A 24942-nucleotide genomic window follows, 5' to 3' on the forward strand; every position below is an offset into this window, starting at 1 on the left:
GCCGAATGTGATCTGCCTCCTGTGGGGCGCCTCACCGCCCCACCCCCCGAACCTCACCCCCCGTATCCGTCCGGCACCTTTGTGATGCGTGTCCCGGGTCACTTCCGGGCCCGGATCCGAAGGAAACGGGCGCGTCGAACGCCGCTTTCCTCGTCGCCCGGCGCAACGCCTTCAGCAGCGTCCCCCCGAGCGTGAGCGTCAGGACGACCGTGAGCGCCGCGCGCCCCAGGTCCCAGCCCACCGAAGTCGCCAGGCAGTACGCGACGAAGCGCGCAAGGTTCTCCGGCACCGGATCGCCGGGGTGGAAGGAGATGCCCTGGCCCATGCCCTGCAGGATCACCCAGCCCTGGAGGTTCATGACCGTGCCGTACGCGAAGGAGCCCAGGAACCCGTACGCGGCGAGCATCGCGAGCTCGGCCCGCCCCCGGATCCTCCCCGGCCCGGGCAGCAGCCCTGCGCCCAGCGAGAACCAGCCCAGCGCCAGCATCTGGAACGGCATCCACGGCCCCACCCCACCCGTGAGCAGGGCGGACGCGAACATCGTGACGGAGCCGAGGACGAAGCCGAAGCCCGGCCCGAGGACCCGGCCGCTGAGCACCATCAGGAAGAACATGGGCTCCAGCCCGGCCGTGCCCGCCCCCAGCGGCCGCAGCGCCGCCCCCACGGCGGCGAGCACCCCGAGCATCGCGACGGCCTTGGAGTCCATGCCGCCGTCGGCGAGGGTCGCGATGACGACGGCCACCAGGAGGGGGAGCAGCGCGGCGAAGAGCCACGGGGCGTCCTGGGAGTGCGCGAGCCCGGACTGGCGGTCGGCGAGCAGAGGCCAGCCGAAGGCGGCGACGCCGATGAGGGTGACCAGGAGCAGGGCCGCGGCGGCGCGGGGGCCGACGCGGACGGGACGGGCGGGACGGGCGCGGGTCATCGGGAGTCCCCGAGGGCGGCGGCGACCTGGGGCACGGTGAGCCAGCGCCCCGGGGCCAGGATCTTGGCCACCTGCGGGGCGAAGGCCGGGGAGGACACCACAACCTCGGCCGTCGGGCCGTCCGCGACGACCTCTCCGCCCGCCAGGATCACCACCCGGTGGGCCAGCTCGGCCGCCAGCTCCACGTCGTGCGTCGCGAGGACGATGGCGTGGCCCTCGGCGGCGAGGCCGCGCAGCGTCTCCACCAGACGGGCCTTGGCGGCGTAGTCCAGGCCGCGGGTCGGCTCGTCCAGCAGCAGCAGGGCCGGCCGGCCGGTCAGCACCAGCGCCAGGGCCAGCGTCAGCCGCTGGCCCTCGGACAGGTCGCGGGGGTGGGTGTCGTCCGGTACGCCGGGCAGCAGGGCGGTGACCAGGGCGCGGCAGCTCCCGGGCGCGGCCCCGGCGTCGGCGTCGGCCGCGGCGCACTCGGCGGCGACGGTGTCGGCGTAGAGGAGGTCGCGGGGCTCCTGCGGGACCAGACCGACGCGGCGGACCATCTCCGGCGGCGGGGTGCGGTGCGGGGTGAGGCCGCCGACGGTCACCTGGCCGGCGGAGGGGGCGAGGGTGCCGGTGAGGGCGGCGAGGAGGGTGGACTTGCCGGCGCCGTTGCGGCCCATGAGGGCCACGGTCTCGCCGGGAGCCACCCGGAGGGTGACGTCGTGGAGCACCTCGGCGCGGCCGCGGCGGACGCCGAGACCCGTGGCGACGGCGGCGGCGGTGGTGTCGCCCGGCCCGGCCGGGGCGTCGGCGGCCGGGGCGCGGCGCGCGAGCCGTGCCAGCCGGCCGAGGAGGCCGGGGGCGGCCGCGTCGCACGGTCCGGCCGTGCTGCGTACGTCGGCGGCGCTTTCGGAGGCACCGGCGGGCGCGACGGGCCCCCCGCCCGGGGGCGCGGCGACGGCCACCGGGCCGGCCGGGGTCCGGGACGGGCCCGGGGACGAGAAGGCGGCCGGGCCCGGGGACGCGGACGGCTGCGGCAGCTCCCCCGCCGCGGGTGCGGTCACGGACGACAGGCGGGCCCTGAGCGGAGCCGCACGCCGGCGGGCGTCGCGGACGGAGAGGGGGAGCGGGCTCCAGCCCGCCAGGCGGCCCAGGGAGACCACCGGGGGGTGGACCGGGGAGACGGCCATGACCTCCGCCGGGGAGCCCAGGACCGGGGCGGCGCCGGGGGACGGGAGGAGGAGGACGCGGTCGGCGTACTGGACCACCCGCTCCAGGCGGTGCTCCGCCATCAGCACCGTCGTGCCCAGGTCGTGCACCAGCCGCTGGAGCACCGCGAGGACCTCCTCGGCCGCCGCCGGGTCGAGCGCCGACGTGGGCTCGTCCAGCACCAGCACGCGCGGGTGCGTCGTGAGGACGGAACCGATCGCCACCCGCTGCTGCTGCCCGCCCGACAGGGAGGCGATCGGACGGTCCCGCAGCTCGTTCAGGCCGAGCAGGTCGAGCGTCTCCTCCACCCGGCGGCGCATCACCGACGGCCGCAGCCCCAGGGACTCCATCCCGTACGCCAGCTCGTCCTCCACCACGTCCGTCACGAAGTGGGCGAGCGGATCCTGCCCCACCGTGCCCACCACGTCCGCCAGCTCGCGCGGCATGTGCGTACGGGTGTCCCGGCCCGCCACCGTCACCCGCCCGCGCAGCGTCCCGCCGGTGAAGTGCGGGACCAGTCCCGACACCGCCCCCAGCAGGGTCGACTTGCCGACCCCCGACGGGCCGACCAGCAGCGTCAGCTCACCCTCCGGGAGGGTGAAGTCCGCGTCCCGGAGGGAGGGGTGCGCGGCGCCGTCGTACGTCACCGACACCTGCTCGAAGCGGATCAACGGGAAGACTCCTCGGGAGGTACGGGGGCCACGAAGGCCGGGAGCAGGCCGATCAGGATCGCCGCCGCCGGCCACAGCGGCAGGGCGGGCGCGACCAGCGGGACCACGCCCGGCCGCAGCCCCTCCGGGTCCAGCGAGCCCGCGTGGATCAGCAGCGCCGCGACGGCCGCCCCGGAGCCGGCGACCAGCCAGGCCCGCACCCCCCACCGGTCGGGCCGGTAGCGGGTGCGGACGCTGCGCCGCCCGCCGAGCCGCAGCCCCGCGAGGGCCAGCACGAGGCCGATGCCGAGCACGGGCAGCCCGAACGCGGCGCCCTCCGCCGCGAGCAGCCCGTACGTACCGGCGCACATGCCGAGCAGTCCGCCGAGGGTGAGGGCGTTGGTGGTGTAACGCACGGCCGGCGCGACCCGCGCGGTACGCCCGTACCCGCGCGCGTCCATCGACGCGGCGACCGCCACCGAGCGCTCCAGCGCCCCCTCCAGCACCGGCAGCCCGATCTGCAGGACCGCCTTCACCCCGCCGGTGGGGCGCCCGCGCAGCCGGCGGGCGGTCCGCAGCCGGGCCACGTCGGCGACCATGTTCGGCGCGAAGGTCATGGCGACGACCACCGCCACCCCCGCCTCGTACAGCGCGGCCGGCAGCGACTTGAGCAGCCGGGCCGGGTTGGCGAGCGCGTTCGCGGCACCGACACAGATCAGCAGGGTGGCCAGCTTCGCGCCGTCGTAGAAGGCGAAGGCCAGCTGCTCGGCGGTGACCCGGCCACCGAACCTGATGCCCTGCGCCCAGTCGGGCAGCGCGATCCCGGGCAGGGTGAAGAGGGTGTGCGAGCCCGGAATCGGGGAGCCCAGCAGCACGGAGAAGACCAGTCGGAGCCCGATGACGAAGAGGCCGAGCCTGAGGAAGGCGCCGTAGGACCGCGCCCACGGCGCCTGCGTCCGGCGCGCCGCGACCACGTACCCGGCGACGCCGACGATCAGCCCGAGCAGCAGCGGATTGGTGGTCCGGGAGGCGGCGGTCGCGAGCCCGAGGGCCCACAGCCACCATGCCCCCGCGTGCAGGGCGTTCCCGCGCCGTGCCTCGGGGGCCCGCCAGCGCCGTTCCCTTCCGTACGCGGGCCCGTGCGAGGGGCTGGCCCGCCCGGCCGCACCCCGCCGGGCCGGGGGTGCGTCGGCACGTGCCCCGCCGTGGGTGGGGCGCTCCGTCATCGCCTGCGGCGGCGGGACTGCCAGACGGTGGCGGAGCCCAGGGCGAGCAGCGCCGCGATGCCCAGGAACAGGCCCGCCGAGGGGGCGGAGGAGCCGCCGTCCGAGGAGGCCGACGGTGCCGGGGCGGAGGCCGAAGGCTTCGGCTCCGCGTCGGGGAGCGGCTCGCCGCAGCCCGTCCTCGGGTAGCCGGAGATCCCGCAGAGCAGGGCCGCGCCGTTGTAGCGCAGCGGCTTCGCCACCTCCGCCAGGGCCTCGGCCGCCGTGGCCCCGGGCGCCAGCTGTGCGCAGGCGGTGCGCGGGGTGTCCTGCGGCACGCCCTCGCCGTCCGGGGCGTCCCCGGGCACGCCGAAGTCGATGACCAGCGCCACGCGCTTCTTGCCGTCCACCGGGGCGGTACCGCCGCAGACGGCCTGGAAGTCGGCGCCGGCGCGCGGCTGGGCCGCCTCGGCGGCGGCGTCCTTGCTGACCGAGAAGCGGAAGCCGAGCGTGGCGCCGTCGGCGGGACGGGCCGTCGAGGGGCCCTGGGTGGCGTACGTCCAGCGGCCGTCCGCGCCGTCCCAGAACGACCAGTAGCGGTAGCTCGCCGCCAGGGCGGGGGCGGCCGCGAACAGGGTCAGCGCCAGACCCAGTACCCCGAGGAGGCCGAGGGCTCCGGCGACCGCGCCGGCCCGTGTACCCCGCGTACGCGTACGGCCGGGGATCACGGCTGGTTCTTCTTGCGGCGGCCGCTCAGCAGGATGCCGATGCCCATGCCGGCCGCGGCGCCCGCGCCGACGATCCACCAGACGTTCCCGTTGCCGGAGCCGGGCTTCTCCTCGCCCTCCACCGTCTGCGGTTCGGTGTCGGCGACGGCTTCCGGGGCCGGACCGGTGGCGTTCAGCGCCGCCACCAGGTCGACACCGCCGAAGGCCTTCGGGTCGGTGCCCGTCGCGTGGGCGGTCAGGACGAGGGTGGCCAGCGCCGCCGGGTTGCGGTTGGCCCAGGCGGTGGAGTTCTTCTGGAGCCACTCCAGGGCGCCCGCCGCCGCCTGCCGGTGTCCGGCCGCGGCCAGGGCGATCACCGCGTCGGCGGTGTTGCCGGTGTCGGCGGTCGGCTGGTCGGCGCCCGGGGTGACGGCCGTCAGGTGGCCGTCCTTCTTCAGGGCCTCGGCCAGGTAGCCGGCCGCGCCCCGGGCCGCGCCCGCCGGGTCGGCGGAGCCGGCCGGGCAGGCCGGCGCGGCGGCCGGGGTGTCCGTGGCGGCCGGGTCGACGACCATGCCCTTGCCGAGGCCCGCCAGCGCGGCCGCGGCGGTGGCGTCGGCGTTCGCGGCGAGCTTGCCGTCGGCCGGCTGGTACCCGAAGGCACCCCGGTCCGAGGCCGGCTCGGCGGAACACCCCAGCTGGAAGGAGAGCAGCCCGTCGTACGCCGACTTGCCCGCCTTCGACTTCACCTCGGCCGGCTTCTCGCCCGCCACGGCCAGCGCGCTGATCACCAGGGAGGTGGAGCTGCCCTCGCTGGGGGAGCCCGGGACGTAGGCCCAGCCGCCGTCCTCGTTCTGTACGGACTTCAGCCAGTCCGTGGCCTTCTTGACCTCCGCGTCCTTGCCGCCGAGGGCCTTCAGGGCCTGCACGGCGACCGCGGTCGCGTTGGTGTCGTACATCGTCTTGTCGTCGCACGGCGCGGCCGCGCGGAAGGAGGCGAAACCACCGCTCGGGCACTGCTGGGAGACGAGGAACTCCACCGCCTGCGCGGCGGGCTTCACACCGGCCGTCCGCTGGGCGAGCAGGGCCAGGGACTGCCGCCACACCCCGTCGTACGTCGGGTCCGCCTTGCCGAACAGGCCGGCCGGCAGGGCCGGGGAAGCGGCGGGGGAGGGCGGCGGCGTGTCGGCGAGGGCGGCGGGAGCGGCGCCCACGCAGAGCACGGCGGATGCGGCGAGCGCGGCGGCGCTGCGGCGGACGTTCATGGCGGGGAGGGTGCCTCTCGTGCGGGGGGCGGGAGACAGGCACGCGCAGGCACCGGGCTCCGGCTCCGTTTACCTCGACGGTGCCGGCCGCCGGAGGACCCGGCGGCACGAGCCGCGCACCTCCGGTACGGGGCATTCCGGCTGCCGTCCCGCGTACTGCGGGCCGGGTCACGGTTGCGGGTCAGCGCCGGATTCGCACCGGCTTCCCCCCGTACGGAAGTGTGGACGACGGCCCTACTCTACCGGCCCGTAACTCACCGCCCCGGTGGCTCGGGCCCCCCGCGGGCGGCCCCCGGCCGGCCGTGCGGCGGCCTACAGCGCCCGGTACGCCACGGGATCCGTGCCCGGGACCGCCTCCGCCCGGCCTTGTTTCACCAGCCGCCGCAGATGCGCCTCCGCTTCCGAGACGGCGATGTTCCGCGAGCCGTACGGGATCTGCTCCCAGGGCCGGTTCCACTCCATCCGCTCCGCGAGCCCCCAGGGGGTCAGGGGCTCGGCCAGCAGCCGCCACAGCCCGGCCAGCCGGTCCTCGTGGTGCTCCAGCAGCTCCCGTACGCGGGCGGCAGCGTCGGTGAAGGCGTACTGGTGGGCCGGGAGCACCTCGGAGGGAGCCAGGCGGCCGACGCGTTCGAGGGAGTCGAGGTAGTCGCCGAGGGGATCGGTGACACGGGTGTCGCCCGGGGCCTCGTACAGGCCGATGTGCGGGGAGATCCCGGGCAGCAGGTGGTCACCGGAGAAGAGCCGGCCGTTCCCGGGGAGGCCGGCCGGGTGGGCCTCCTCCAGGTGCAGGCAGACGTGGCCGGGGGTGTGCCCCGGGGTCCAGACCGCGCGCAGCCGGCGCCCGGCGAGGGGCAACAGCTCCCCGGGCACGATCTCCCGGTCGGGCACGGCGGAGCTCAGCCCCGGGAGGGTACGGACGCGCCCGCCCTCCCGGGCCGCGCGGAGCGGAGCGATGTGCTCCTCGGGGGCCCCGGCGGCTGCCAGCTTCTCGCTCATGTAGTCGAACCAGACGGCGGGCTCGGCGGAACGGGTCCGTACGACGACCTCGGCATCGGCGGCGTGCATGGCGATCCACGCCCCGGAGGCCTCCCGCACGCGGCCGGACAGGCCGTGGTGGTCGGGGTGGTGGTGGGTGATGACGACGCCGTGGACATCGGCGACGGCGGTACCGAGCGCGGCGAGCCCGGCGGTGAGGGTGTCCCAGGAGGCGGGGTCGTCCCAGCCGGTGTCGATCAGGACGGGCCCGCGGTCGGTGTCGAGGACGTGGACGAGGGTGTGGCCGAGGGGGTTGTCGGGGATGGGCACCTTGATGGCCCGGACGCCACCGCCGTGGTCGGTGATGCGGGGGGTGGGTTGGGGGTGGGGAGGGGCTTGGGGGGTGGGTTGGGGAGTGGGTTCCGTCATGGGGCTCTCCCTGGGGCTCTGGGCAACTGGGGTGGAACATGCGAGAACGTGTTGCAGTAGTAGCCCAAGTCGACCATCTGCGGGGCTTCCTGGCCAGCAGTGAGATCCTGCCGCGCAGTTGACGTCCGTGTCGCCGACCACGTCCCGACCGTGGACTCCTTGAAGTAGAACTGGTATCAGTTCTGCGACATCGGTGAGATCGTGCGCAGCTCCTGGAGGCATCGGACATGACCGAGCTCGTGGAACACGGCCAACTGTTCATCGGCGGGGAATGGACGGATCCGCTGGGCACCGGCACCATCCGGGTCGTCTCCCCCCACACCGAGCAGGTCATCGGCAGCGTCCCGCACGCCTCCGAGGCCGATGTGGACCGGGCCGTGACCGCAGCCCGCAAGGCCTTCGACGAAGGCCCCTGGCCCCGCCTGTCACTGGAGGAGCGGACCGCCGTCGTCTCCCGGATCAAGGACGCCATCGCCGTCCGGCACGAGGAGATCGCCCGCTCCATCAGCTCCCAGAACGGCTCCCCGTACTCCTGGAGCGTCCTCGCCCAGGCGCTCGGCGCCATGATGGTGTACGACTCCGCCATCAAGGTCGCCGCCGCATACCCCTACGAGGAGCGCCGTCAGGGCGCGCTCGGCCCGATCCTCGTACGCCGCGAACCGGTCGGGGTCGTCGCCGCCGTCATCCCGTGGAACGTCCCGCAGTTCGTGGCCGCGGCGAAGCTCGCGCCGGCGCTGCTCACCGGCTCCTCGGTCATCCTGAAGCCGTCCCCCGAAGCCCCCCTGGACTCCTTCATCCTGGCCGAGATCGCACGGGAGGCCGGGCTGCCGGAGGGGGTGCTGTCGGTGCTGCCCGCCGACCGGGAAGTCAGCGAGTACCTGGTGGGGCACCCCGGCGTCGACAAGGTCGCCTTCACCGGCTCCGTCGCCGCCGGCAAGCGGGTCATGGAGGTCGCCGCCCGCAACCTGACCCGGGTCACCCTCGAACTCGGCGGCAAGTCCGCCGCCGTGATCCTGCCGGACGCCGACCTGGAGAGCACCATCGCCGGGATCGTCCCGGCGGCCTGGATGAACAACGGCCAGGCCTGCGTCGCCCAGACCCGCATCCTCGCCCCGCGCGGCCGCTACGCGGAGGTCGCCGACGCCCTCGCGGCAGCGGCCGGCGCCCTGGTCGTCGGCGACCCCCTCGACCCGGCGACGCAGCTCGGGCCGCTCGTCGCCGAGCGCCAGCAGCGGCGCTCGCTGGACTACATCCGGATCGGCCAGGAGGAGGGCGCGAAGGTCCTGGCGGGCGGCGGCCGCCCGGCGGGCCTGGAACGCGGCTGGTACGTGGAACCGACCCTCTTCGGCGACGTCGACAACTCGATGCGGATCGCCCGCGAGGAGATCTTCGGCCCCGTCGTGTGCCTGATCCCGTACGGGGACGAGGCGGAGGCCGTACGGATCGCCAACGACTCGGAGTTCGGCCTGAGCGGCAGTGTCTGGACGGCCGACGTGGAACACGGCATCGACCTCGCGCGGCGTGTGCGTACCGGCACCTTCAACGTGAACACCTTCAGCCTGGACATGCTGGGACCGTTCGGCGGCTACAAGAGCAGCGGCGTCGGGCGGGAGTTCGGCCCGGAGGGCCTGAGCGAGTACCTGGAGCACAAGATGATCCACCTCCCGGCGGGTGCCTGATGGGGGACCGCTGGCAGGTCGAGGTCGACCGGGGGGTCTGCATCGGCTCGGGCATGTGCGTGAGCCACGCCCCCGACGCCTTCACCCTCGACTCGGCCCGCCAGTCCCACCCCCGCTCTCCGGAAACGGACGCCAACGAACCGACGCTGACGGCCGCCGAGGGCTGCCCGGTGGAAGCCATTCTCATCACCCTGTCCCCGTCGGGGGAGGCGGTGTTCCCGCCGGAGGAGTGAGGGGTGGGGTGGGCGGGGGCTGCGGGGGGCGGGGTTTCGGTGGGGCGGTGTCAGGGCTGGTTCGGGGGTTTCCCGTCAGTCCCATCGTCCTTCCGTGTCGTGCCGGCCCGTCAAGGGCGCTCACTTCGTTCCCGTCACTGCGTGATGGCCTTCGGCCACCCTTGACCGACCAGCCCGCCCCGGAAAGACAAGGACTGCCGGGAACCCCCCAAAAGAACGGTCACGGGGCAGGAAGGGGAGGGGCGGGTCCCTCAGTGACGAGACGAGGGGCCGGGCGCCGGTCCGCCGGGCATCCGGCCCCCAAAGACCCTCAACGGTCCACCCCCGCGCGTCAGATCGCTACGCGCTCCTCATGGCATAGCGTCCGGCGACCGTCTTGGGCTGATACCCGCACCACATGTCGATCAGGGCCCCTTCCGGTGCCGGTGGGCGCGTCAGATCGCTGCGCGCTCCTCATTGCTTGGCGTCTGACGACCGTCTTGGGCTGGTCGTGGCTCACAGGTGCGTGGCATGCAGGGCTTCGAGGGCTTCCCTTGCGGAGAAGGACTCGAGGAGGCGGAGGGTCGGGCCCTGTTCGGAGGCCAGGACGGCGTAGTGCGCGGGAATGAGGGAGAGGTCGCCCCAGGGCTCCTCGACGTGCGCGCGGGCGAGGAGGCGGCCGGACGTGTGCCGGATCCAGGGGATGACGAGGAGATCGGCCAGGCCCGGGTAGGGCAGGGGTGTGGTGGTGGGGTGTTCGACGATTTCCACCGGGCTGGGGAGACCGTCACCCCGGCAGGCGAGCAGACGGGAAGCGATGTCCCGCCGCACACCCCAGCTCTCCGCGATGACGGAGATCTCCACCCGGGTGGTCTCACTGATGGCCACCTGGTGTTCGAGGAGACCGCACACCAGCAGGTCCAGTCCGGCCTCCTGCTCGCCGATGTCCCAGCAGACCTGGACCTCGCGCCCCTCGGCATCCGGCAAGAGGCGGACGAAACGGTTCCATACGTCGGCTTCAGCGATCATCCGGAGAGGCTAACGGTCAATCCCATTGTGGTGATCACCTCCGTGGCGAAACGATGCGCCCATGGATCAGCCGAGAGACACCATTGACTGTGAAGGCTTCGTTTTGCGGCGCTGGCGGGAGGGCGACTTCGATGCTCTCCTCCGCCTGAGCGAGGAATCCCTCGACCACCTGAGTCCGTGGATGCCGTGGGCGAGCTCCCACACGCCGCAGCACACCCGGGACTTCCTCGCCGGCTGCGATCCGAACTGGCGCAGCGGTGAGGCGTACAACTACGCGATCACCGTGAACGGCCGGCCTGTGGGAAGCCTCTCCCTCTACCTCGCCGACGAACCGCAGGGACGCGCCGTCGGCTACTGGCTGCACCCGGCCGCCACCGGCCGGGGCATGGCCACCCGGGCAGCGGCGGCCGCAGTCCGCGAGGCGTTCGCCCTGCCGGGCGTGGAGTACGTCGAGATCGCCCACGATCCGGCCAACTCCGCCAGCGCCGCCGTCCCCAAGCGCCTGGGCTTCACGTTGTCCTCGCAGGACGCAACGGACGTCATCTGGCGACTGCACACGCCACCAGCAGCCGATTGGCCCGTAGCGATCTGACGCGTCCATCCGTCCCGGATGCTGCCCTGGTCAACATGGAGTGCAGGTATCGGCCCATGACGGTCGTCAGACGCCTCCCGGGCGGAAGCGCGTAGCGATCTGACGCGCCCACCGGTCCCGGAAGGGGCCCTGATCGTCATTTCGTGCGGGTATCGGCCCATGACGGTCGTCGGACGCCAAGCCGGGAGGAGCGCGTAGCGATCTGACGCGCGGGGGTGGACCGCCGAGGGTCTTTGGGGGCCCGGATGCCCGGCAGGGCGTGGCCCGGTCCCTCGTCTCGTCACTGAGGGACCCGCCCCTCCCCTTCCTGCCCCGTGACCGTTCTTTTGGGGGGTTCCCGGCAGTCTTTCGGCTTTCCGGGGCGGGTCGGTCGGTCAAGGGTCGCCGAAGGCGATCACGCAGTGACGCGAACGAAGTGAGCGCCCTTGACGGGCCGGCACGAACCGGAAGGACGATGGGACTGACGGGAACCCCCCCAAACCGGCCCTGACACGGCCCAACAGGACCCCGCCCCCGGCGCCCCCTACACCACAATCAGGCCTTTCCCGTGGATCCGCCCGCAGTTCCCCCCGCGACCCCGCCCGCCCCCGCCCCCGTCAGGTCGATCAGCCGGCACACCGTCTCGATGTCGATCTTCACCTGGGCGATCGACGCGCGGCCCGAGAGCCAGGTGATCAGGGCCGAGTGCCAGGTGTGCTCGATGACCCGGACCGCCGAGAGCTGTTCCGCAGTCGGCGGGGCGTCGAGGCCCATGGCGTCCAGGATGATCGCGGTCGTCAGCCGTGAGACCGTGTCCACCTCGGGGGAGACGCTCCGGTCCGCGAAGGTCAGGGCGCGCACCATCGCGTCCGCGAGGTGCGGTTCCCGCTGGAGGGCGCGGAAGGCGCGCATCAGGGTTTCCGCGACGCGGGCCGCCGGCTCCTCGCCCGCCGGGGGGCGCTTGCGCAGGGTCGTGTGCATGTGCTGCAGCTGGTCCTGCATGGTGGCCACCAGCAGGTGCACCTTGGACGGGAAGTAGCGGTACAGGGTGCCGAGCGCGACGTTCGACGACTCGGCGACCTCCCGCATCTGCACGGCGTCGAAGCCGCCCCGGCTGGCCAGCTGCGCGCTCGCGTGCAGGATGCGGCGCCGACGCGCCTCCTGGCGTTCCGTCAGGGGAGGCGTCACGGCCTTCGCTTCCGCTGTCATGTGTCCCGTTCCTGGCGTTCCGTGTCGTCGCGGCGGCTGATTCCGGGATGGTCCGGGGGCCAGCATGTCAGGCGTCCGAGCCGTGGCGCGAATCACCTGCTCCGCCTCTTACGGTGCGGTTTCCGGCCGGTAGATTCAATGGTCTTCAGAGGATCAAGTCTGAAACTTGTTCTACATTATCCGAGCGGTTACGCTCCGGCGAAAGTGCAGGGAGAAGGGGGCCGAGAGTGACCGCAGAGGCCATGGTGACGAGCCCTTTCGTGGGTTCCGCCACTGACGGCGACCGCCCGTTGCGCATCGCACTCCTCACCTACAAGGGGAACCCGTTCTGCGGCGGCCAGGGCGTCTACGTCCGGCACCTCTCCCGGGAGCTCGTCAAGCTCGGGCACTCCGTCGAGGTCATCGGCGCCCAGCCCTACCCGGTGCTCGACACCGGTGCCACGCTCACCGAGCTGCCGAGCCTGGACCTCTACCGCAGCCCCGATCCGTTCCGTACGCCCAAGCGCGACGAGTACCGGGACTGGATCGACGCCCTCGAGGTCGGCACGATGTGGACCGGCGGCTTTCCCGAGCCGCTGACCTTCTCGCTGCGCGCCCGGCGCCACCTGCGCGCCCGCGCGGGCGAGTTCGACGTCATCCACGACAACCAGACCCTCGGCTACGGCCTGCTGGGCGATCTCGGCGCGCCCCTGGTGACCACCATCCACCACCCCATCACCGTCGACCGCAAGCTCGACCTCGCCGCCGCGAAGGACCGCAAGAAGCGCGCCTCCGTGCGGCGCTGGTACGCGTTCACGCGCATGCAGGGACGCGTGGCCCGACGGCTGCCGTCGGTGCTGACCGTCTCCGGTTCCTCCCAGCAGGAGATCGCCGAGCACCTCGGTGTGCGCGGCGACCGCATCCACGTCGTGCACATCGGCGCCGACACCGACCTCTGGTCGCCGGACCCCTCCGTCCCGGAGGTTCCCGGGCGGATCGTGACCACCTCCAGCGCCGACGTCCCGCTCAAGGGGCTCGTCCACCTCGTCGAGGCCCTCGCCAAGCTCCGTACCGAGCAGCCCGGCGCCCACCTCGTGGTCGTCGGCAAGCGCGCCGAGAGCGGGCCCGTCGCCCGCGCGATCGAGACGTACGGGCTCCAGGACGCGGTGCGGTTCGTCAAGGGCATCACCGACGCCGAGCTCGTGGACCTGGTGCGCAGCGCCCAGGTCGCCTGCGTGCCCTCCCTGTACGAGGGCTTCTCGCTCCCGGCGGCCGAGGCGATGGCCACCGGCACCCCGCTGGTCGCCACCACCGGCGGGGCCATCCCCGAGGTGTCCGGCCCCGACGGGGAGACGTGCCTGGCCGTGCCGCCCGGCGACGCGGGGGCGCTGGCCGTCGCGCTGGGCCGGCTGCTGGGCGACGCCGGGCTGCGCGCCCGGCTGGGGGCCGCCGGGCGCGAGCGGGTCCTGACCCGGTTCACCTGGGCCAAGGCCGCCGAGGGCACCGTCGCGCACTACAGAGCCGCCGTCGCGCGGGCGGCCGCCGCCCGGACCCGGTGAGCTCCGGAGCCTGCCCCAGCGCACCACCGAGACCCGAAGCACCCGAAGCACCCGAATGAACCCGGAGCGCCCCCACCACGTCGAGCGCCCCGGGCACCACCCGGCAGTTCCTCTCATCCGCAACACCCTTCACCCCCGTGACCGCGAAGGCAGGACCCCGTGCTGACCGTCGATTTCTCCCGGTTCCCGCTCGCCGCAGGCGACCGTGTGCTCGATCTGGGCTGCGGCGCAGGCCGGCACGCCTTCGAGTGCTACCGGCGCGGCGCCCAGGTCGTCGCCGTCGACCGCAACGGCGAGGAGATCCGCGAGGTCGCCAAGTGGTTCGCCGCCATGAAGGAGGCCGGTGAGGCCCCGGCCGGCGCCACCGCCACCGCCATGGAGGGCGACGCCCTGGCCCTGCCCTTCCCGGACGAGTCCTTCGACGTCGTCATCATCTCCGAGGTCATGGAGCACATCCCCGACGACAAGGGCGTGCTCGCCGAGATGGTGCGCGTGCTCAAGCCCGGCGGCCGCATCGCGGTCACCGTCCCGCGCTACGGCCCGGAGAAGGTCTGCTGGGCGCTGTCCGACGCCTACCACGAGGTCGAGGGCGGCCACATCCGCATCTACAAGGCGGACGAGCTGCTCGGCAAGATGGAGGCCGCGGGCCTCAAGCCGTACGGCACCCACCACGCGCACGGCCTGCACTCCCCGTACTGGTGGCTCAAGTGCGCCTTCGGCGTCGACAACGACAAGGCGCTGCCCGTCAAGGCGTACCACAAGCTCCTGGTCTGGGACATCATGAAGAAGCCGCTGGCCACCCGCCTCGCCGAGCAGGCCCTCAATCCGCTCATCGGCAAGAGCTTCGTGGCGTACGCGACCAAGCCCCACCTGCCCGTCGGCGCAGCCGGCTCCGCCCAGTGAGCTCGCCGGGGCGCACCGTACCGGAACACCTCGTCCTGGACGGCGTACTGACCGCCGAGCAGGCCGCGCGGACCGTGGAGGGGATCCTGGCCGTGCAGCGCGCGGACGGGGCCATACCGTGGTTCCGCGGCCACCACCTCGACCCGTGGGACCACACCGAGGCCGCGATGGCCCTGGACACGGCGGGCGAGCACGAGGCGGCCGAGCGGGCCTACGCCTGGCTGGCCCGGCACCAGAACCAGGACGGCTCCTGGTACGCGGCGTACGCGGACCGGCCCGACGGCGTGGACACGGACGCGCCGCAGGACGCGAGCCGGGAGTCCAACTTCGTCGCGTACATCGCGGTCGGCGTCTGGCACCACTACCTGGCCACCGGCGACGACACCTTCCTGGACCGGATGTGGCCGGCGGTCGTCGCGGCCGTCGAGTTCGTCCTCGCGCTCCAGCAGCCGGGCGGCGAGATCGGCTGGAAGCGGGAGGCGGACGGCACCGTCGTCACCGACGCCCTGCTGACCGGTTCCTCCTCCATCCACCAGGCGCTGCGCTGCGCGCTCGCCATCGCGGACCACCGGGGCGACCCGCAGCCGGACTGGGAGCTGGCGACGGGCGCGCTCGCGCACGCGATACGCCGGCACCCGGAGCGGTTCCTGGACAAGGACCGCTACTCGATGGACTGGTACTACCCGGTCCTGGGCGGGGCGCTGTCGGGCCCGGAGGCGAAGGCGCGGATCGAGCGGCGCTGGGAGGAGTTCGTCGTCCCGGACCTCGGGGTGCGGTGCGTGCTGCCGAACCCGTGGGTGACGGGCGGCGAGTCCTGCGAGCTGGCGCTGACCCTGTGGGTGATGGGCGAGTCGGACCGGGCGCTGGAGGTCCTGCGCTCGATCGGGCACCTGCGCGCCGACAACGGCATGTACTGGACGGGCTACGTCTTCGAGGACCGGGCGGTGTGGCCGGTGGAGCAGACGACCTGGACGGCCGGCTCGCTGCTGCTCGCGGTGGCGGCGCTGGGCGGGGACGAGGCGACGGGGGAGGTCTTCGGCGGGCTGGCCCTGCCGTCGGGCCTGGAACCGGACTGCTGCCGCTGACGTCGCGCGGGGGACCCCCGAACGGGTCCCCCAGGTGGTGGGGCCGGGTGCCGGGGGTGAGGCTGCGGGGGACACCTCAGTCCCCGGAGGAAACCGTGGCCGTATCCGCAACCGTCCGTATCCGTAGAGCCCTCACGGCGGTGGTGCTGTCCACCGCGCTGCTGGCCGGTGCCACCGCGTGCGGCAGCGGCGGCGACCGGGGGCAGCGGGAGGAGGTCTCCTCGGCCGCCGCCGCGGAGCTGGCCGTCCTCGCCGTCGCCGAGCCGAACGCGGCCGCCGCCGACGAGCTGGCCGCCGTGACGCCCACGCCCAGCACCGAGGCCGAGAGGCAGAAGTTCGCCAAGACGCGGTTCGTCGCCAACGCCGGGCTCGCGGCCGGGGCGACGTACCAGTGGATCGTCAAGCCGTACCGCGAGGGCAAGTTCAAGAAGGGCGCGAAGGGGCGTACGTTCGCGCTGATCAAGGCGGGGCTGGCGGGGGCCTTCGCCTACAACCGGCTGAAGGCGGCCGCCGAGAACGCCAAGGGCGACCCGCTGCTGTCGAAGGCCATGGGTCCGCTGACGGCGGGCATCGACTCCCTCAAGGGGCTGGGCAACAAGCTCCGCAAGGGCGAGGCGGGCGACGCCGACATCGACGCCTTCGACAACGTCATCAACGGGGTCAAGGAAGCCGGCAAGAACGCGGGCGCCGTGGTGACCGACAAGGTGCCGAGCACCTCGCAGCTGACCGGCTGAGCCGCCCGCCTGTTTCAATGGCGGTGTGATCGAGTTCCTGTTCCTCTCCCTCGCGGCCGGCGGGCTGGGCTGGCTGCTGCGGCGCAGGCACCGGCAGCGGCTGGCGGCCGGCAGTCCCGCCGGAATCCCGGGCATGGCCCGGATCCCGGCGGGCGAGGGCCGTTGGCGCCCCGGCCGGCTGTACGCGGACCAGGGCGCGGCCCGCTGGCAGCCCGCCCGGCGCCCGGCCGTGCCCCTGGCCGGCGCCCGGGCCACCGCCGTCCGGGTGCCCTCCGTGCGGGAGGGGATCTCCATCAACCCGGGCTCGCGGATCGTGGCCTGCGCCCTGGAGGGCGGGGGGACGATGGAGATCGCGGTGATGCCGCTGGACCTGCGCGCGCTCCTCGAAGCCGTGCCGGAGGAGACGCCCTAGTCCCGGCTCAGGCGTTGAGCTCCGCCAGCACCCTCAGGGTGTGAGGGTCCGGGGCCGTGACGAGCAGGTCGGTGACGGGACCCGCGCGCCACAGTTCCAGGCGTTCCGCGATCCGCTCGCGCGGGCCGACGAGGGAGATCTCGTCGGCGAAAGCGTCCGGGACGGCGAGCACCGCCTCCTCCCTGCGCCCCTCCAGGAACAGTTCCCGGATGCGCCGTGCCTCGGCCTCGTAGCCCATGCGGCCCATCAGGTCGGCGTGGAAGTTCCGGGTGGCGTGGCCCATGCCGCCGATGTAGAAGCCGAGCATCGCCTTGACGGGGAGCAGCCCTTCGGCGACGTCCTCGCAGACCTCGGCACGGGCCATCGGGGCGATCATGAACCCGTCGGGGAGGTCCGTCAGCGAGGCCCGGTAGACGTCGGTGCGGGTGGGTGACCAGTAGAGGGGGAGCCAGCCGTCCGCGATGCGGGTGGTCTGGGCGATGTTCTTGGGGCCCTCGGCGCCGAGCAGCAGCGGGAGGTCCGCGCGCAGCGGGTGGGTGATGGGCTTGAGGGGTTTGCCGGTGCCGGTGCCGTCCTGCCCGCGGTAGGGGTGGCTGTGGAAGCGGCCGTCCAGGGTCACCGGGCCCTCGCGGCGCAGCACCTGGCGGACGACGTCCACGTACTCCCGGGTCGCGGTGAGCGGGCTCGCGGGGAACGGGCGCCCGTACCAGCCCTCCACCACCTGCGGCCCGGACAGACCGAGGCCGAGCATCATCCGGCCGCCGGAGAGGTGGTCGAGGGTGAGGGCGTGCATGGCGGTGGCGGTGGGGGTGCGGGCGGCCATCTGGGCGATGGCGGTGCCCAGCCGGATGCGGGAGGTGTGCGCGGCGATCCAGGTCAGCGGGGTGAAGGCGTCGGAACCCCAGGCCTCGGCGGTCCACACCGAGTGGTAGCCGAGGCGTTCGGCCTCGGTGGCGAGGCCGAGGTGGGCGGGGGCGGGTCCGCGGCCCCAGTAGCCGAGTGCGAGTCCGAGGCGCATGTACGATCCCCTCCGCGAAGCCGGATCTGACGGTACGTCAGGTAGCGTCAGGCGACTGTAGGGCACGCGCGCCCCGCCGGGAAGTAGGGAACGGCCCCCCTCCCCGCGCGGGGAGGGGGGCCGTACGCCCTGGTCCGGGCGGGGCGGTCAGCCGCGCTGGATCCCGGAGGTGTCGTTCAGGACGCCGCGGCGGCCGTCCTGGGTCTGCGCGATCAGCGCCGACGGGCCGCGCTGGTCGACGGCCAGGTACCAGGTGCCGGGGGCCAGTTCCGCGATCGGGACGGGGGAGCCGTCCTCGCCGTACAGGGGACGGGCCACCGGCACCGCGAACCAGAACGGAGTGAAGTCCGCCGCCGGCGCGGCCGGAGCGTCCTGCGGTCCGGGCGCCGGGGTGCCCCCGTACGGCGGGGCGGGCTGCGGGCTGGCCCCGTAGGCCTGGGGCTGCTGCCCGCCCGGGTAGCCGTACCCGGTGCCGGGCTGGCCGCCGTACGGCTGGGGGGCGACGGGCCGGGGCTCGGGCACGAGCGGCCCGGCCAGCGCGGGGACCTTCGCACCGGCGACGGCCACGCCCGCCAGCGCGAGGTTGGCGAGGAAGGCGATGATGCAGCCGGCGCCCAGGTCGGCCCGGGCCGGGCTGGTGATCAGCGACCACAGTGCCGCCCAGGCCGCCGCCACGGCCAGCACGGTGCCCCACGCCGTCAGCGTCAGGCCTCCGAGCTTGCGGCCCTCGGGCAGGAAGCGGGCGCCGATCAGCAGGCCGGCGGCGATGAACCCGGTCAGGAAGATGGTGGGCAGCGCCAGCCCGTAGACGTCGGTGTCCCACGCACTCGGGAGGTCCAGGCCGGTGGCGGAGTAGAAATCGAGGAACGAGGCGATGAACAGCAGCACCGCTGCTCCGATCACCACGCCGTCACCTCGAGTGAGGGAGCGGATGTTCACGTCTTGGGGTGTCCTTCTCGGTCTTGGCTGGGCGGAGCGGGCGCCCCCATGGTACGGAGCTTCGCGCGGCCGAGAGGATCGGGGCGGCGAGCCGCCCCGGGACGACTGCCCGTGAACTACCCGCCCAGGAAGCCGACGATGCCGTCGGCGATGCCCTGCGCCGCCTTCTGCCGCCACTCCGGACTCATCAACTGCGCCGCGTCCTTGGCGTCACGCATGTTGCCGCATTCGAGGAACACCTTGGGCCGGGTCGAGAGGTTGAGCCCGCCCAGGTCGTCGCGGACCACCAGCCCGGTGCCGCTGCCGAGGTAATTGGCCGGGGCGGAGCCCGTGGTGCGGCCGAAGTTGCGCGCGATGCGCTCACCGAGGTCGCGGGAGGGGCCGACGATCTTCGCGGTGTCCGCCGCCCCGCCCTTGACCCGGGCCGGGAGGATGACGTGGAAACCCCGGTTGCCGGCGGAGACGCCGTCGGCGTGGACGGAGACCACGGCGTCGGCCGCCGCGTCGTTGCCGATCCGGGCCCGCTCGTCGATGCAGGGGCCCCACGGGCGGTCGGCCTCGTGGGTGAAGACCACCTTGACGCCCTTGGCCTCCAGCAGCGCGCGCGCCCGGCGGGAGACGTCGAGGGTGAACTCCGCCTCCTTGTAGCCGGAGTTGGTGGTCGTGCCGGTGGTGTCGCACTCCTTGCGGTGGGTGCCGACGTCCACCAGCTTGTTGATCTCGGAGCCGTGCTGGAAGTTGCCCGTGTTGTGGCCGGGGTCGATGACGACGGTCCGGCCGGCGAGCGGGCCCTTGGCTGCCGTGGGGGCCTGGGCCCCGGTGCCCGGGGCGGGGCTCTGGGCCGGCACCTGCGCCGGGCTGGGCGAGGCGCTGGACTTCGCGTCCGTCGAGCCCGTGGCGTGCGAGGCGGTGAGGGACGGGCCCTCGGGCTGCCGCCCGTCGGCCCCCGGGCCGGTCAGCACCTGGGCCAGCACCCAGCCCGCCAGACAGGTCGGGGCAAGCGCCGCCAGGGCGACCGTGAGGGCGGGCCGACGCGCGAACCAGGGCCGGTCCGGGCTGATCGAGGACCGGGACTCGGGAAGCGGGGGGCTTTCGTCGTAGCGCACGTCGCGATGCTAGAACGCCCGGCCGGGCCCCGTACGGACCATGGGCCATCCGGGGGCGTGGTGTGATTGTCGTCCAATGATCCCGGACGGGCGCACGTCCGTGGCCCCGAGGCCCGGACGTCGGCCTAGAGGCCCGGACGTCGGCCTAGATGCCGGCTCCGGTACGCCGCAGCACGCGGAGGGAGTCCGTCACCGAGACCTCCTCGAAGGCGCCCGAGGCCAGGGCGCGCAGGTAGATCCGGTACGGGGCCTGGCCGCCGTCCGCCGGGTCCGGGAACACGTCGTGGATCACGAGCGTGCCGCCCTCCACGAGGTGCGGGGCCCAGCCCTCGTAGTCGCCGGTGGCGTGTTCGTCGGTGTGGCCGCCGTCGATGAAGACGAAGCCGAGCTTGCCGCCCCAGGCCGCGGCGACCTGCGGGGAGCGGCCGACGATCGCGATGACGTGCTCTTCGAGGCCGGCCCGGTGCAGGGTGCGGCGGAAGGCCGGCAGGGTGTCCATCAGGCCGATCTCCGGGTCCACGACGGTCGGGTCGTGGTACTCCCAGCCGGGCTGCTGCTCCTCGCTGCCCCGGTGGTGGTCGACCGTGATCGCGGGCACGCCCGCCTCGCGGGCCGCGTCGGCCAGCAGGATCGTGGAGCGCCCGCAGTACGTGCCGACCTCCAGCAGCGGCAGCCCGAGTGCGGCGGCCGCGGCGGCCGCCCCGTACAGGGCGAGGCCCTCGCGTACGGGCATGAACCCCTTGGCGGCCTCGAAAGCGGCGAGGGTCTCCGGCTTGGGAGTGGCGGCCACGGTGGTTCCTCCGGCGGTGAGCGGCTGTGGCGGCCCATGGTGCCCTACCGCCCGGTAGGGCACCATGCCGGGGTCCGCGCCCTCGCCGCGCGGGCGGCGGCTGGACCCGGCGGAGCCGCGGGCGGCGGTGGCCGGGCCGGCGGGGCCCGTGCGCGCCGCCCTTGCAGGTGGCGGGAGTTGACACCTCTGTATGATCCCCTCCCGTACCTGGGGAGGGCGGGAGGGGCATGGAGCCGTTAGGGCCGTCGGGTCCGTCGTACGTGGGGCCGTTCAAGGTGCTGGGCGTGCTCGGCGAGGGCGGGATGGGTCGGGTGCTGCTCGGCGCCGCGCCGGACGGCCGGCTGGTCGCCGTCAAACAGGTCCTCGCGCGGTTCGCCGACGACGAGGGCTTCCGCGCCCGGTTCCGGCGGGAGGTCGCCGCGTCCCGGAGGGTGTCCGGGGCCTACACGGCGGCCGTGATGGAGTCCGACGCGGACGCGCCGACCCCCTGGCTGGCCTCGGTCTTCGTCTCCGGCCCGTCGCTGGGGGCGGCCGTGGCCGAGGTCGGGGCGCTGCCCGAGGAGACCGTACGCCGCCTCGCGGCCGGCCTGGCGTCCGCGCTCGCGGAGATCCACCGGGCGGGGCTGGTCCACCGGGACCTGAAGCCCGAGAACGTCCTGCTCACCGAGGACGGGGTCCGGGTGATCGACCTGGGCATCGCACGGGCGGCCGAGAGCGGGGCCGACACCCGGCTGACGCACACGGGACTGGTGATCGGCTCGCCGCCCTTCATGTCGCCCGAGCAGGCCGAGGGACGCGAACTCACGGCGGCCAGCGACGTGTTCTCCCTCGGGTCGGTGCTGTACCTGGCGGTCACGGGGCGCCACCCGTTCGCGGGGTCGTCGACCCTCCAGACCCTGTACGACGTGGTGCACGCGGAGCCCGAGCTGTCGGACGTCCCGGCGGGGCTGCGGGAGGTCGTGGAGCGGTGCATGGCCAAGGACCCCGCCGCCCGGCCGTCCCCGGCGGACCTGTTCGCCCTCCTCGGCCCGGTCGCCCCGTCGGGCCGCCAGCCGTGGCCTCCGGCGGTGCACCGCATGATCGCCGAGCAGGGCGCGGCCATCGACCGCCTGCTGGGGGGCGGCCCGCAGGAACCGGCGACGCTCGTGGCGGAGGTGGTGCCGGAACCGGAGCGGGAGCCGGAGCCGGAGCCGGTACCGGTACCGGTGCCGGAGCGGGCACCGGCATCGGAGCCGGCGGGGCAGCCGCAGCCGGCGCGGGTCCCGGATCCACGGCCCGCCCTCGTGACCCTGCCGGAGGAGCCGCCCGTCACCGTGGGCGCCCTGGCCTCCGCGCCGCCCCGGCGCCGCGTGCTCCGCGTGGCCGGGCCACTGGCGGCGGCCGTCGCGCTGGTGGCGGCCGGCGCCGGCGTATGGGCGTACGGACAGAGAGGCGGGTCGTGGGGGGAGAAGGTGCACACGAAGCTGGACCGCTGCGACAACGCGTCCGCCAAGCTGCCGCTGCCGCCCGGGGCCGAGCCGGCGCCGACGCTGGAAACCGTCCTGCCGGAGCGCGGTGACGGACCCACCACCTCGGTGCGCTGCTACTGGTTCGGCGGGGGGAAGCCCCGCGTGATCGTGGAGTGGTCCCTGAAGCTCAACGGGGAGGGCGGCGGCCGGAAGGGGCGGGAGGAACAGCGGGAGCGGCTCGCCTCGGAGCGCCGGACGGTGCGGGCGGCCGTGGGGACGGTGGAACAGACGAAGGTGGGGCTCGGCGACGAGACGCTGTGGAAGGACAGCTGCGAACTCGTGGTCCGGGACGGGAACCTCCGGCTCTACGTGTGGAGCGGAGGCGATGCGGACCAAAGCCGGGCCGATGACAGCGGGTCGGACGAAAGCGGCGCGAGCGGGTCGCCCGCCCCGCCGTCCGGGTGCCGGAAAGAGGCCGTGGACATCGCCCGCGCCGCCCTCGCGGCCGTGCCGGCCGGCTGAGGGCGGGGGTTCGGCTCCCGCCGGGCGGCGCCACGCGTCGGCCCGGCCGGCCGCATCAGGTGCACCTCCACCGCTGTTCGGGCCTTGGCGTCGGCGGCGCCCCGCCCCCGGCGGCTGCGGCGGTACGAGACGCCCGTCGCCGTCACCCTCAAGGGGCGTACGGGGAGCCGAGAAGAACCCGTTTCTGACCTTCCGTCAGATTGGAACGTGTTCTACTCTGCCGCGCATGGGCATCGGAATCACGCGGGAACAGCGGGAGTTGGCCGACGCCGTGCGCGGCTGGGTGGCGCGGGCCGTACCGCCCGAGGAGGTGCGCAAGCTGCTCGACTCCCCGCCGCGGACGGGGGTCCGGCCCGGCTACTGGGACGGGCTGGTGGAATCCGGGCTGGCGGTGCCCCATCTGGAGGGCGGAACCCTGCTGGACCTGGCCGTCGTGGTGGAGGAGGCCGCCCGGGCGGCGCTGCCCGGGCCCTTCCTGCCGAGCGCGCTGGCCTCCGTACTCCTGGACCGGGCGGGGGCCGAGCCGCTCGGCGGCCGTATCGGGGCGGTCGCCCTGGGTCCCGGCACCCTCACCGCCGTCCCCGTCGGAGGCGGCGGGTGGCGGCTGGACGGGGACGCGCCCCCCGTGCTCGGCGCGGGCGAGGCCGACCTGGTCGTCCTCGCCGCCGACGCGGAGGGCGTCACCCGCTGGTTCGCGGTCGACTCCGCCGTGCTCGGCATCCGCACCCACGAAGGCGCCGACCCCACCCGCCCCACCGCCGAGGTCCGGGCGCGGAACGCCACCGTCCCGCCCGGCCGGCTGCTGCGACTCGACACCGCCCTCGTCCGCGATCTGGCCTGCGTCCTCTTCGCCGCCGACGCCTGCGGCACCGCCGCCTGGGCCGTGCACACCGCCGCCGAGCACGCCAGGACGCGCGAGCAGTTCGGCAGCCCCATCGGCCGCTTCCAGGGCGTCAAGCACCTGTGCGCCGACATGCTGGTCCGCCTCGAACAGGCCCGCGCCCTCGCCTGGGACGCCGCGAACAGCGCGGACGACACCCCGCGCGTACGCTCGCTCGTCACCGCCCTCGCCGCCGCGACCGCCCTCGACGCCGCGTACTCCTGCGCCAAGGACTGCATCCAGATCCTCGGCGGCATCGGCTTCACCTGGGAACACGACGCCCACCTCTACCTGCGCCGCTCCCTCGTCGCCCGCCAGCTCCTGGGCCCCGGCGACGGCCACCGCGTCCGCGCCGTGCGCCTCGCCGCGGCCGGCGCCCGGCGCGAGCTGCGCCTCGAACTGCCGCCCGGGGCCGAGGCGTACCGGGCGGCCGCCCGCGCCGCCGTCGGGGCCGCCCGCGGCCTCGACCCGGCCGCCGCCCGCCGGGTGCTGGCCCCCACCGGGTACGCGGCCCCCCACCTGCCGCCCCCGTACGGACTCGGCGCCGGGCCCGTCGAACAGCTCGTCGTCCAGCAGGAGCTGAGGGAGGCCGGCGTCAGGCTCGCCGACCTCGGCATCGCCACCTGGGTGGTGCCCTCGCTGCTCGCCTACGGGACCGACGCGCAGCGCGCCGCCCACGTCCTGCCGGCCCTGCGCGGGGACACGACCTGGTGCCAGCTCTTCTCGGAGCCCGGCGCGGGCTCCGACCTGGCCTCCCTGCGGACGCGCGCCGAACGCGCCGCCGACGGTTCCTGGAAGGTCAACGGGCAGAAGGTGTGGACGAGTTCCGCGCACACCGCCGACTTCGGGATCCTGCTGGCCCGGACCGATCCGGTCGCGCCCAAGCACAAGGGGCTCGGGTACTTCGTCGTCGACATGAGGAACACCCCCGGCATCGAGATCCGCCCGCTCAGGGAGATCACCGGCGAGGCCCTCTTCAACGAGGTCTGGTTCGAGGACGCCGTGCTCCCGGCCGACGCCCTGGTCGGGGCGGCCGGCGGCGGGTGGCAGGTAGCCCGCAACACCCTCGGCAACGAGCGCGTCCACATGGCCGACCAGATGAGCTTCGACGCCGCCCCGGGGCCGGGCGGCCAGGGAGGCCCCTCCGGTCTGGAGGCGCTGATCGCCGGGTCGGTGGAGCTCGACGGCCCGTACCCGGCCCGCATCGGCGCGCTCGCCGCCGAGGCGCACGCCCTCGCCTGCATCGGCCTGCGGACCACCCTCCAGCAGGTGTCCGGGCTGGATCCGGGCGCGGGGGCGTCCGTACGCAAGCTCGTGCAGACCCCCCACCAGCAGCGGACCGCCGAACTGGTCCTGGAACTGCTCGGCCCGGCGGGCGCGGTGCGGGAGGGCGCGGGGGAGCGGGCGGTGCACGGGATGCTCATGTCCCGCTGCCTGACCATCGCCGGGGGCACCACACAGGTCCAGCTCAACGTCGTCGCCGAGCGGATCCTCGGCCTCCCCAGGGACTGACGGACTTACGGACGAGGAATCAA

At 74.3% G+C, this 24942-nt stretch carries 22 protein-coding genes; 10 read left to right on the plus strand and 12 right to left on the minus strand.

Annotation, left to right across the window (positions count from 1 at the left end):
- Positions 1-31 precede the first annotated feature (31 nt).
- The 6 genes from ACZ51S_RS20135 to ACZ51S_RS20160 all read right to left on the minus strand — a co-directional run bounded on the left by ACZ51S_RS20135 (position 32) and on the right by ACZ51S_RS20160 (position 7332).
- On the minus strand, positions 32-922 hold the full coding sequence (locus ACZ51S_RS20135) for an ECF transporter S component (protein ID WP_468802236.1): 891 nt from the start codon (positions 920-922) through the stop codon (positions 32-34).
- Entirely contained in the window at positions 919-2778 is a 1860-nt protein-coding gene (locus ACZ51S_RS20140) for an ABC transporter ATP-binding protein (protein WP_468961598.1), read from the minus strand. Before ACZ51S_RS20140 ends, ACZ51S_RS20135 begins: the two co-directional genes overlap by 4 nt.
- Positions 2775-3983, minus strand: coding sequence for an energy-coupling factor transporter transmembrane component T family protein (locus ACZ51S_RS20145; protein ID WP_468961600.1), 1209 nt, complete (start codon positions 3981-3983; stop codon positions 2775-2777). Before ACZ51S_RS20145 ends, ACZ51S_RS20140 begins: the two co-directional genes overlap by 4 nt.
- Positions 3980-4687 (minus strand): SCO2322 family protein, encoded by a 708-nt coding sequence (locus tag ACZ51S_RS20150; protein WP_468477661.1) that lies wholly within the window; start codon positions 4685-4687, stop codon positions 3980-3982. The genes ACZ51S_RS20145 and ACZ51S_RS20150 overlap by 4 nt, the downstream gene beginning before the upstream one ends.
- Complete coding sequence (locus tag ACZ51S_RS20155; protein WP_468802234.1) at positions 4684-5928, minus strand: prenyltransferase/squalene oxidase repeat-containing protein; 1245 nt, start codon at positions 5926-5928, stop codon at positions 4684-4686. The genes ACZ51S_RS20150 and ACZ51S_RS20155 overlap by 4 nt, the downstream gene beginning before the upstream one ends.
- 312 nt (positions 5929-6240) lie before the next feature.
- A complete protein-coding gene (locus ACZ51S_RS20160; RefSeq protein WP_468883940.1) occupies positions 6241-7332 on the minus strand; it encodes an MBL fold metallo-hydrolase in 1092 nt (363 codons plus the stop codon).
- Positions 7333-7559: 227 nt separating this feature from the next.
- On the opposite strand from ACZ51S_RS20160, the gene ACZ51S_RS20165 reads away from it, so the two are divergent.
- Both ACZ51S_RS20165 and ACZ51S_RS20170 read left to right on the plus strand, forming a co-directional pair.
- A complete protein-coding gene (locus tag ACZ51S_RS20165) occupies positions 7560-9011 on the plus strand; it encodes an aldehyde dehydrogenase (RefSeq protein WP_468961602.1) in 1452 nt (483 codons plus the stop codon).
- Positions 9011-9244 carry a ferredoxin gene (locus ACZ51S_RS20170; protein WP_468477657.1) on the plus strand — a complete coding sequence of 78 codons (234 nt, stop codon included), beginning with the start codon at positions 9011-9013 and terminating at the stop codon, positions 9242-9244. The genes ACZ51S_RS20165 and ACZ51S_RS20170 overlap by 1 nt, the downstream gene beginning before the upstream one ends.
- Before the next feature lie 495 nt (positions 9245-9739).
- Here the strand turns inward: ACZ51S_RS20170 and ACZ51S_RS20175 are convergent, their stop codons facing one another.
- Positions 9740-10252: a hypothetical protein gene (locus ACZ51S_RS20175; RefSeq protein WP_468802230.1), complete on the minus strand. Its 513-nt coding sequence runs from the start codon at positions 10250-10252 to the stop codon at positions 9740-9742.
- A 61-nt stretch (positions 10253-10313) separates the two neighbouring features.
- Here ACZ51S_RS20175 and ACZ51S_RS20180 point away from each other — a divergent pair, with 61 nt between their 5' ends.
- On the plus strand, positions 10314-10844 hold the full coding sequence (locus ACZ51S_RS20180; protein WP_468477655.1) for a GNAT family N-acetyltransferase: 531 nt from the start codon (positions 10314-10316) through the stop codon (positions 10842-10844).
- Positions 10845-11378: 534 nt separating this feature from the next.
- Here the strand turns inward: ACZ51S_RS20180 and ACZ51S_RS20185 are convergent.
- Complete coding sequence (locus tag ACZ51S_RS20185) at positions 11379-12032, minus strand: TetR family transcriptional regulator (protein ID WP_468477654.1); 654 nt, start codon at positions 12030-12032, stop codon at positions 11379-11381.
- 227 nt (positions 12033-12259) lie between these two features.
- Between ACZ51S_RS20185 and ACZ51S_RS20190 the strand changes: the two genes are divergently transcribed.
- The 5 genes from ACZ51S_RS20190 to ACZ51S_RS20210 all read left to right on the plus strand — a co-directional run bounded on the left by ACZ51S_RS20190 (position 12260) and on the right by ACZ51S_RS20210 (position 16704).
- Positions 12260-13570 (plus strand): glycosyltransferase family 4 protein, encoded by a 1311-nt coding sequence (locus ACZ51S_RS20190; RefSeq protein ID WP_388936022.1) that lies wholly within the window; start codon positions 12260-12262, stop codon positions 13568-13570.
- Between the two features lie 159 nt (positions 13571-13729).
- Positions 13730-14473: a class I SAM-dependent methyltransferase gene (locus ACZ51S_RS20195; RefSeq protein WP_388936019.1), complete on the plus strand. Its 744-nt coding sequence runs from the start codon at positions 13730-13732 to the stop codon at positions 14471-14473.
- Positions 14470-15558, plus strand: a complete 1089-nt coding sequence (locus ACZ51S_RS20200) for a prenyltransferase/squalene oxidase repeat-containing protein (RefSeq protein ID WP_468961605.1) — start codon at positions 14470-14472, stop codon at positions 15556-15558. The genes ACZ51S_RS20195 and ACZ51S_RS20200 overlap by 4 nt, the downstream gene beginning before the upstream one ends.
- 95 nt (positions 15559-15653) lie before the next feature.
- Positions 15654-16292 (plus strand): hypothetical protein, encoded by a 639-nt coding sequence (locus ACZ51S_RS20205; protein WP_468477652.1) that lies wholly within the window; start codon positions 15654-15656, stop codon positions 16290-16292.
- Between the two features lie 25 nt (positions 16293-16317).
- A complete protein-coding gene (locus ACZ51S_RS20210) occupies positions 16318-16704 on the plus strand; it encodes a hypothetical protein (RefSeq protein WP_468802226.1) in 387 nt (128 codons plus the stop codon).
- Between the two features lie 7 nt (positions 16705-16711).
- On the opposite strand, the gene ACZ51S_RS20215 is transcribed toward ACZ51S_RS20210, so the two are convergent.
- From ACZ51S_RS20215 to ACZ51S_RS20230, 4 genes are all read right to left on the minus strand, one after another.
- The gene (locus tag ACZ51S_RS20215; RefSeq protein ID WP_468477650.1) at positions 16712-17722 is read right to left on the minus strand and encodes an LLM class F420-dependent oxidoreductase; all 1011 of its coding nucleotides are present in this window, start codon (positions 17720-17722) and stop codon (positions 16712-16714) included.
- A 147-nt stretch (positions 17723-17869) separates the two neighbouring features.
- Positions 17870-18661 (minus strand): DUF5336 domain-containing protein, encoded by a 792-nt coding sequence (locus tag ACZ51S_RS20220; protein ID WP_468477649.1) that lies wholly within the window; start codon positions 18659-18661, stop codon positions 17870-17872.
- Between the two features lie 116 nt (positions 18662-18777).
- Entirely contained in the window at positions 18778-19767 is a 990-nt protein-coding gene (locus ACZ51S_RS20225; protein ID WP_468477648.1) for an N-acetylmuramoyl-L-alanine amidase, read from the minus strand.
- Between the two features lie 145 nt (positions 19768-19912).
- Complete coding sequence (locus tag ACZ51S_RS20230) at positions 19913-20557, minus strand: class I SAM-dependent methyltransferase (RefSeq protein WP_468477647.1); 645 nt, start codon at positions 20555-20557, stop codon at positions 19913-19915.
- A 227-nt stretch (positions 20558-20784) separates the two neighbouring features.
- Between ACZ51S_RS20230 and ACZ51S_RS20235 the strand changes: the two genes are divergently transcribed.
- Together ACZ51S_RS20235 and ACZ51S_RS20240 are read left to right on the plus strand one after the other, a co-directional pair.
- Positions 20785-22527 carry a serine/threonine-protein kinase gene (locus tag ACZ51S_RS20235; RefSeq protein ID WP_468961608.1) on the plus strand — a complete coding sequence of 581 codons (1743 nt, stop codon included), beginning with the start codon at positions 20785-20787 and terminating at the stop codon, positions 22525-22527.
- A gap of 226 nt (positions 22528-22753) precedes the next feature.
- Positions 22754-24919 carry an acyl-CoA dehydrogenase gene (locus ACZ51S_RS20240; RefSeq protein ID WP_468961609.1) on the plus strand — a complete coding sequence of 722 codons (2166 nt, stop codon included), beginning with the start codon at positions 22754-22756 and terminating at the stop codon, positions 24917-24919.
- Positions 24920-24942: the final 23 nt, after the last annotated feature.

It is taken from the genome of Streptomyces sp. NPDC034043, from assembly GCF_055575675.1.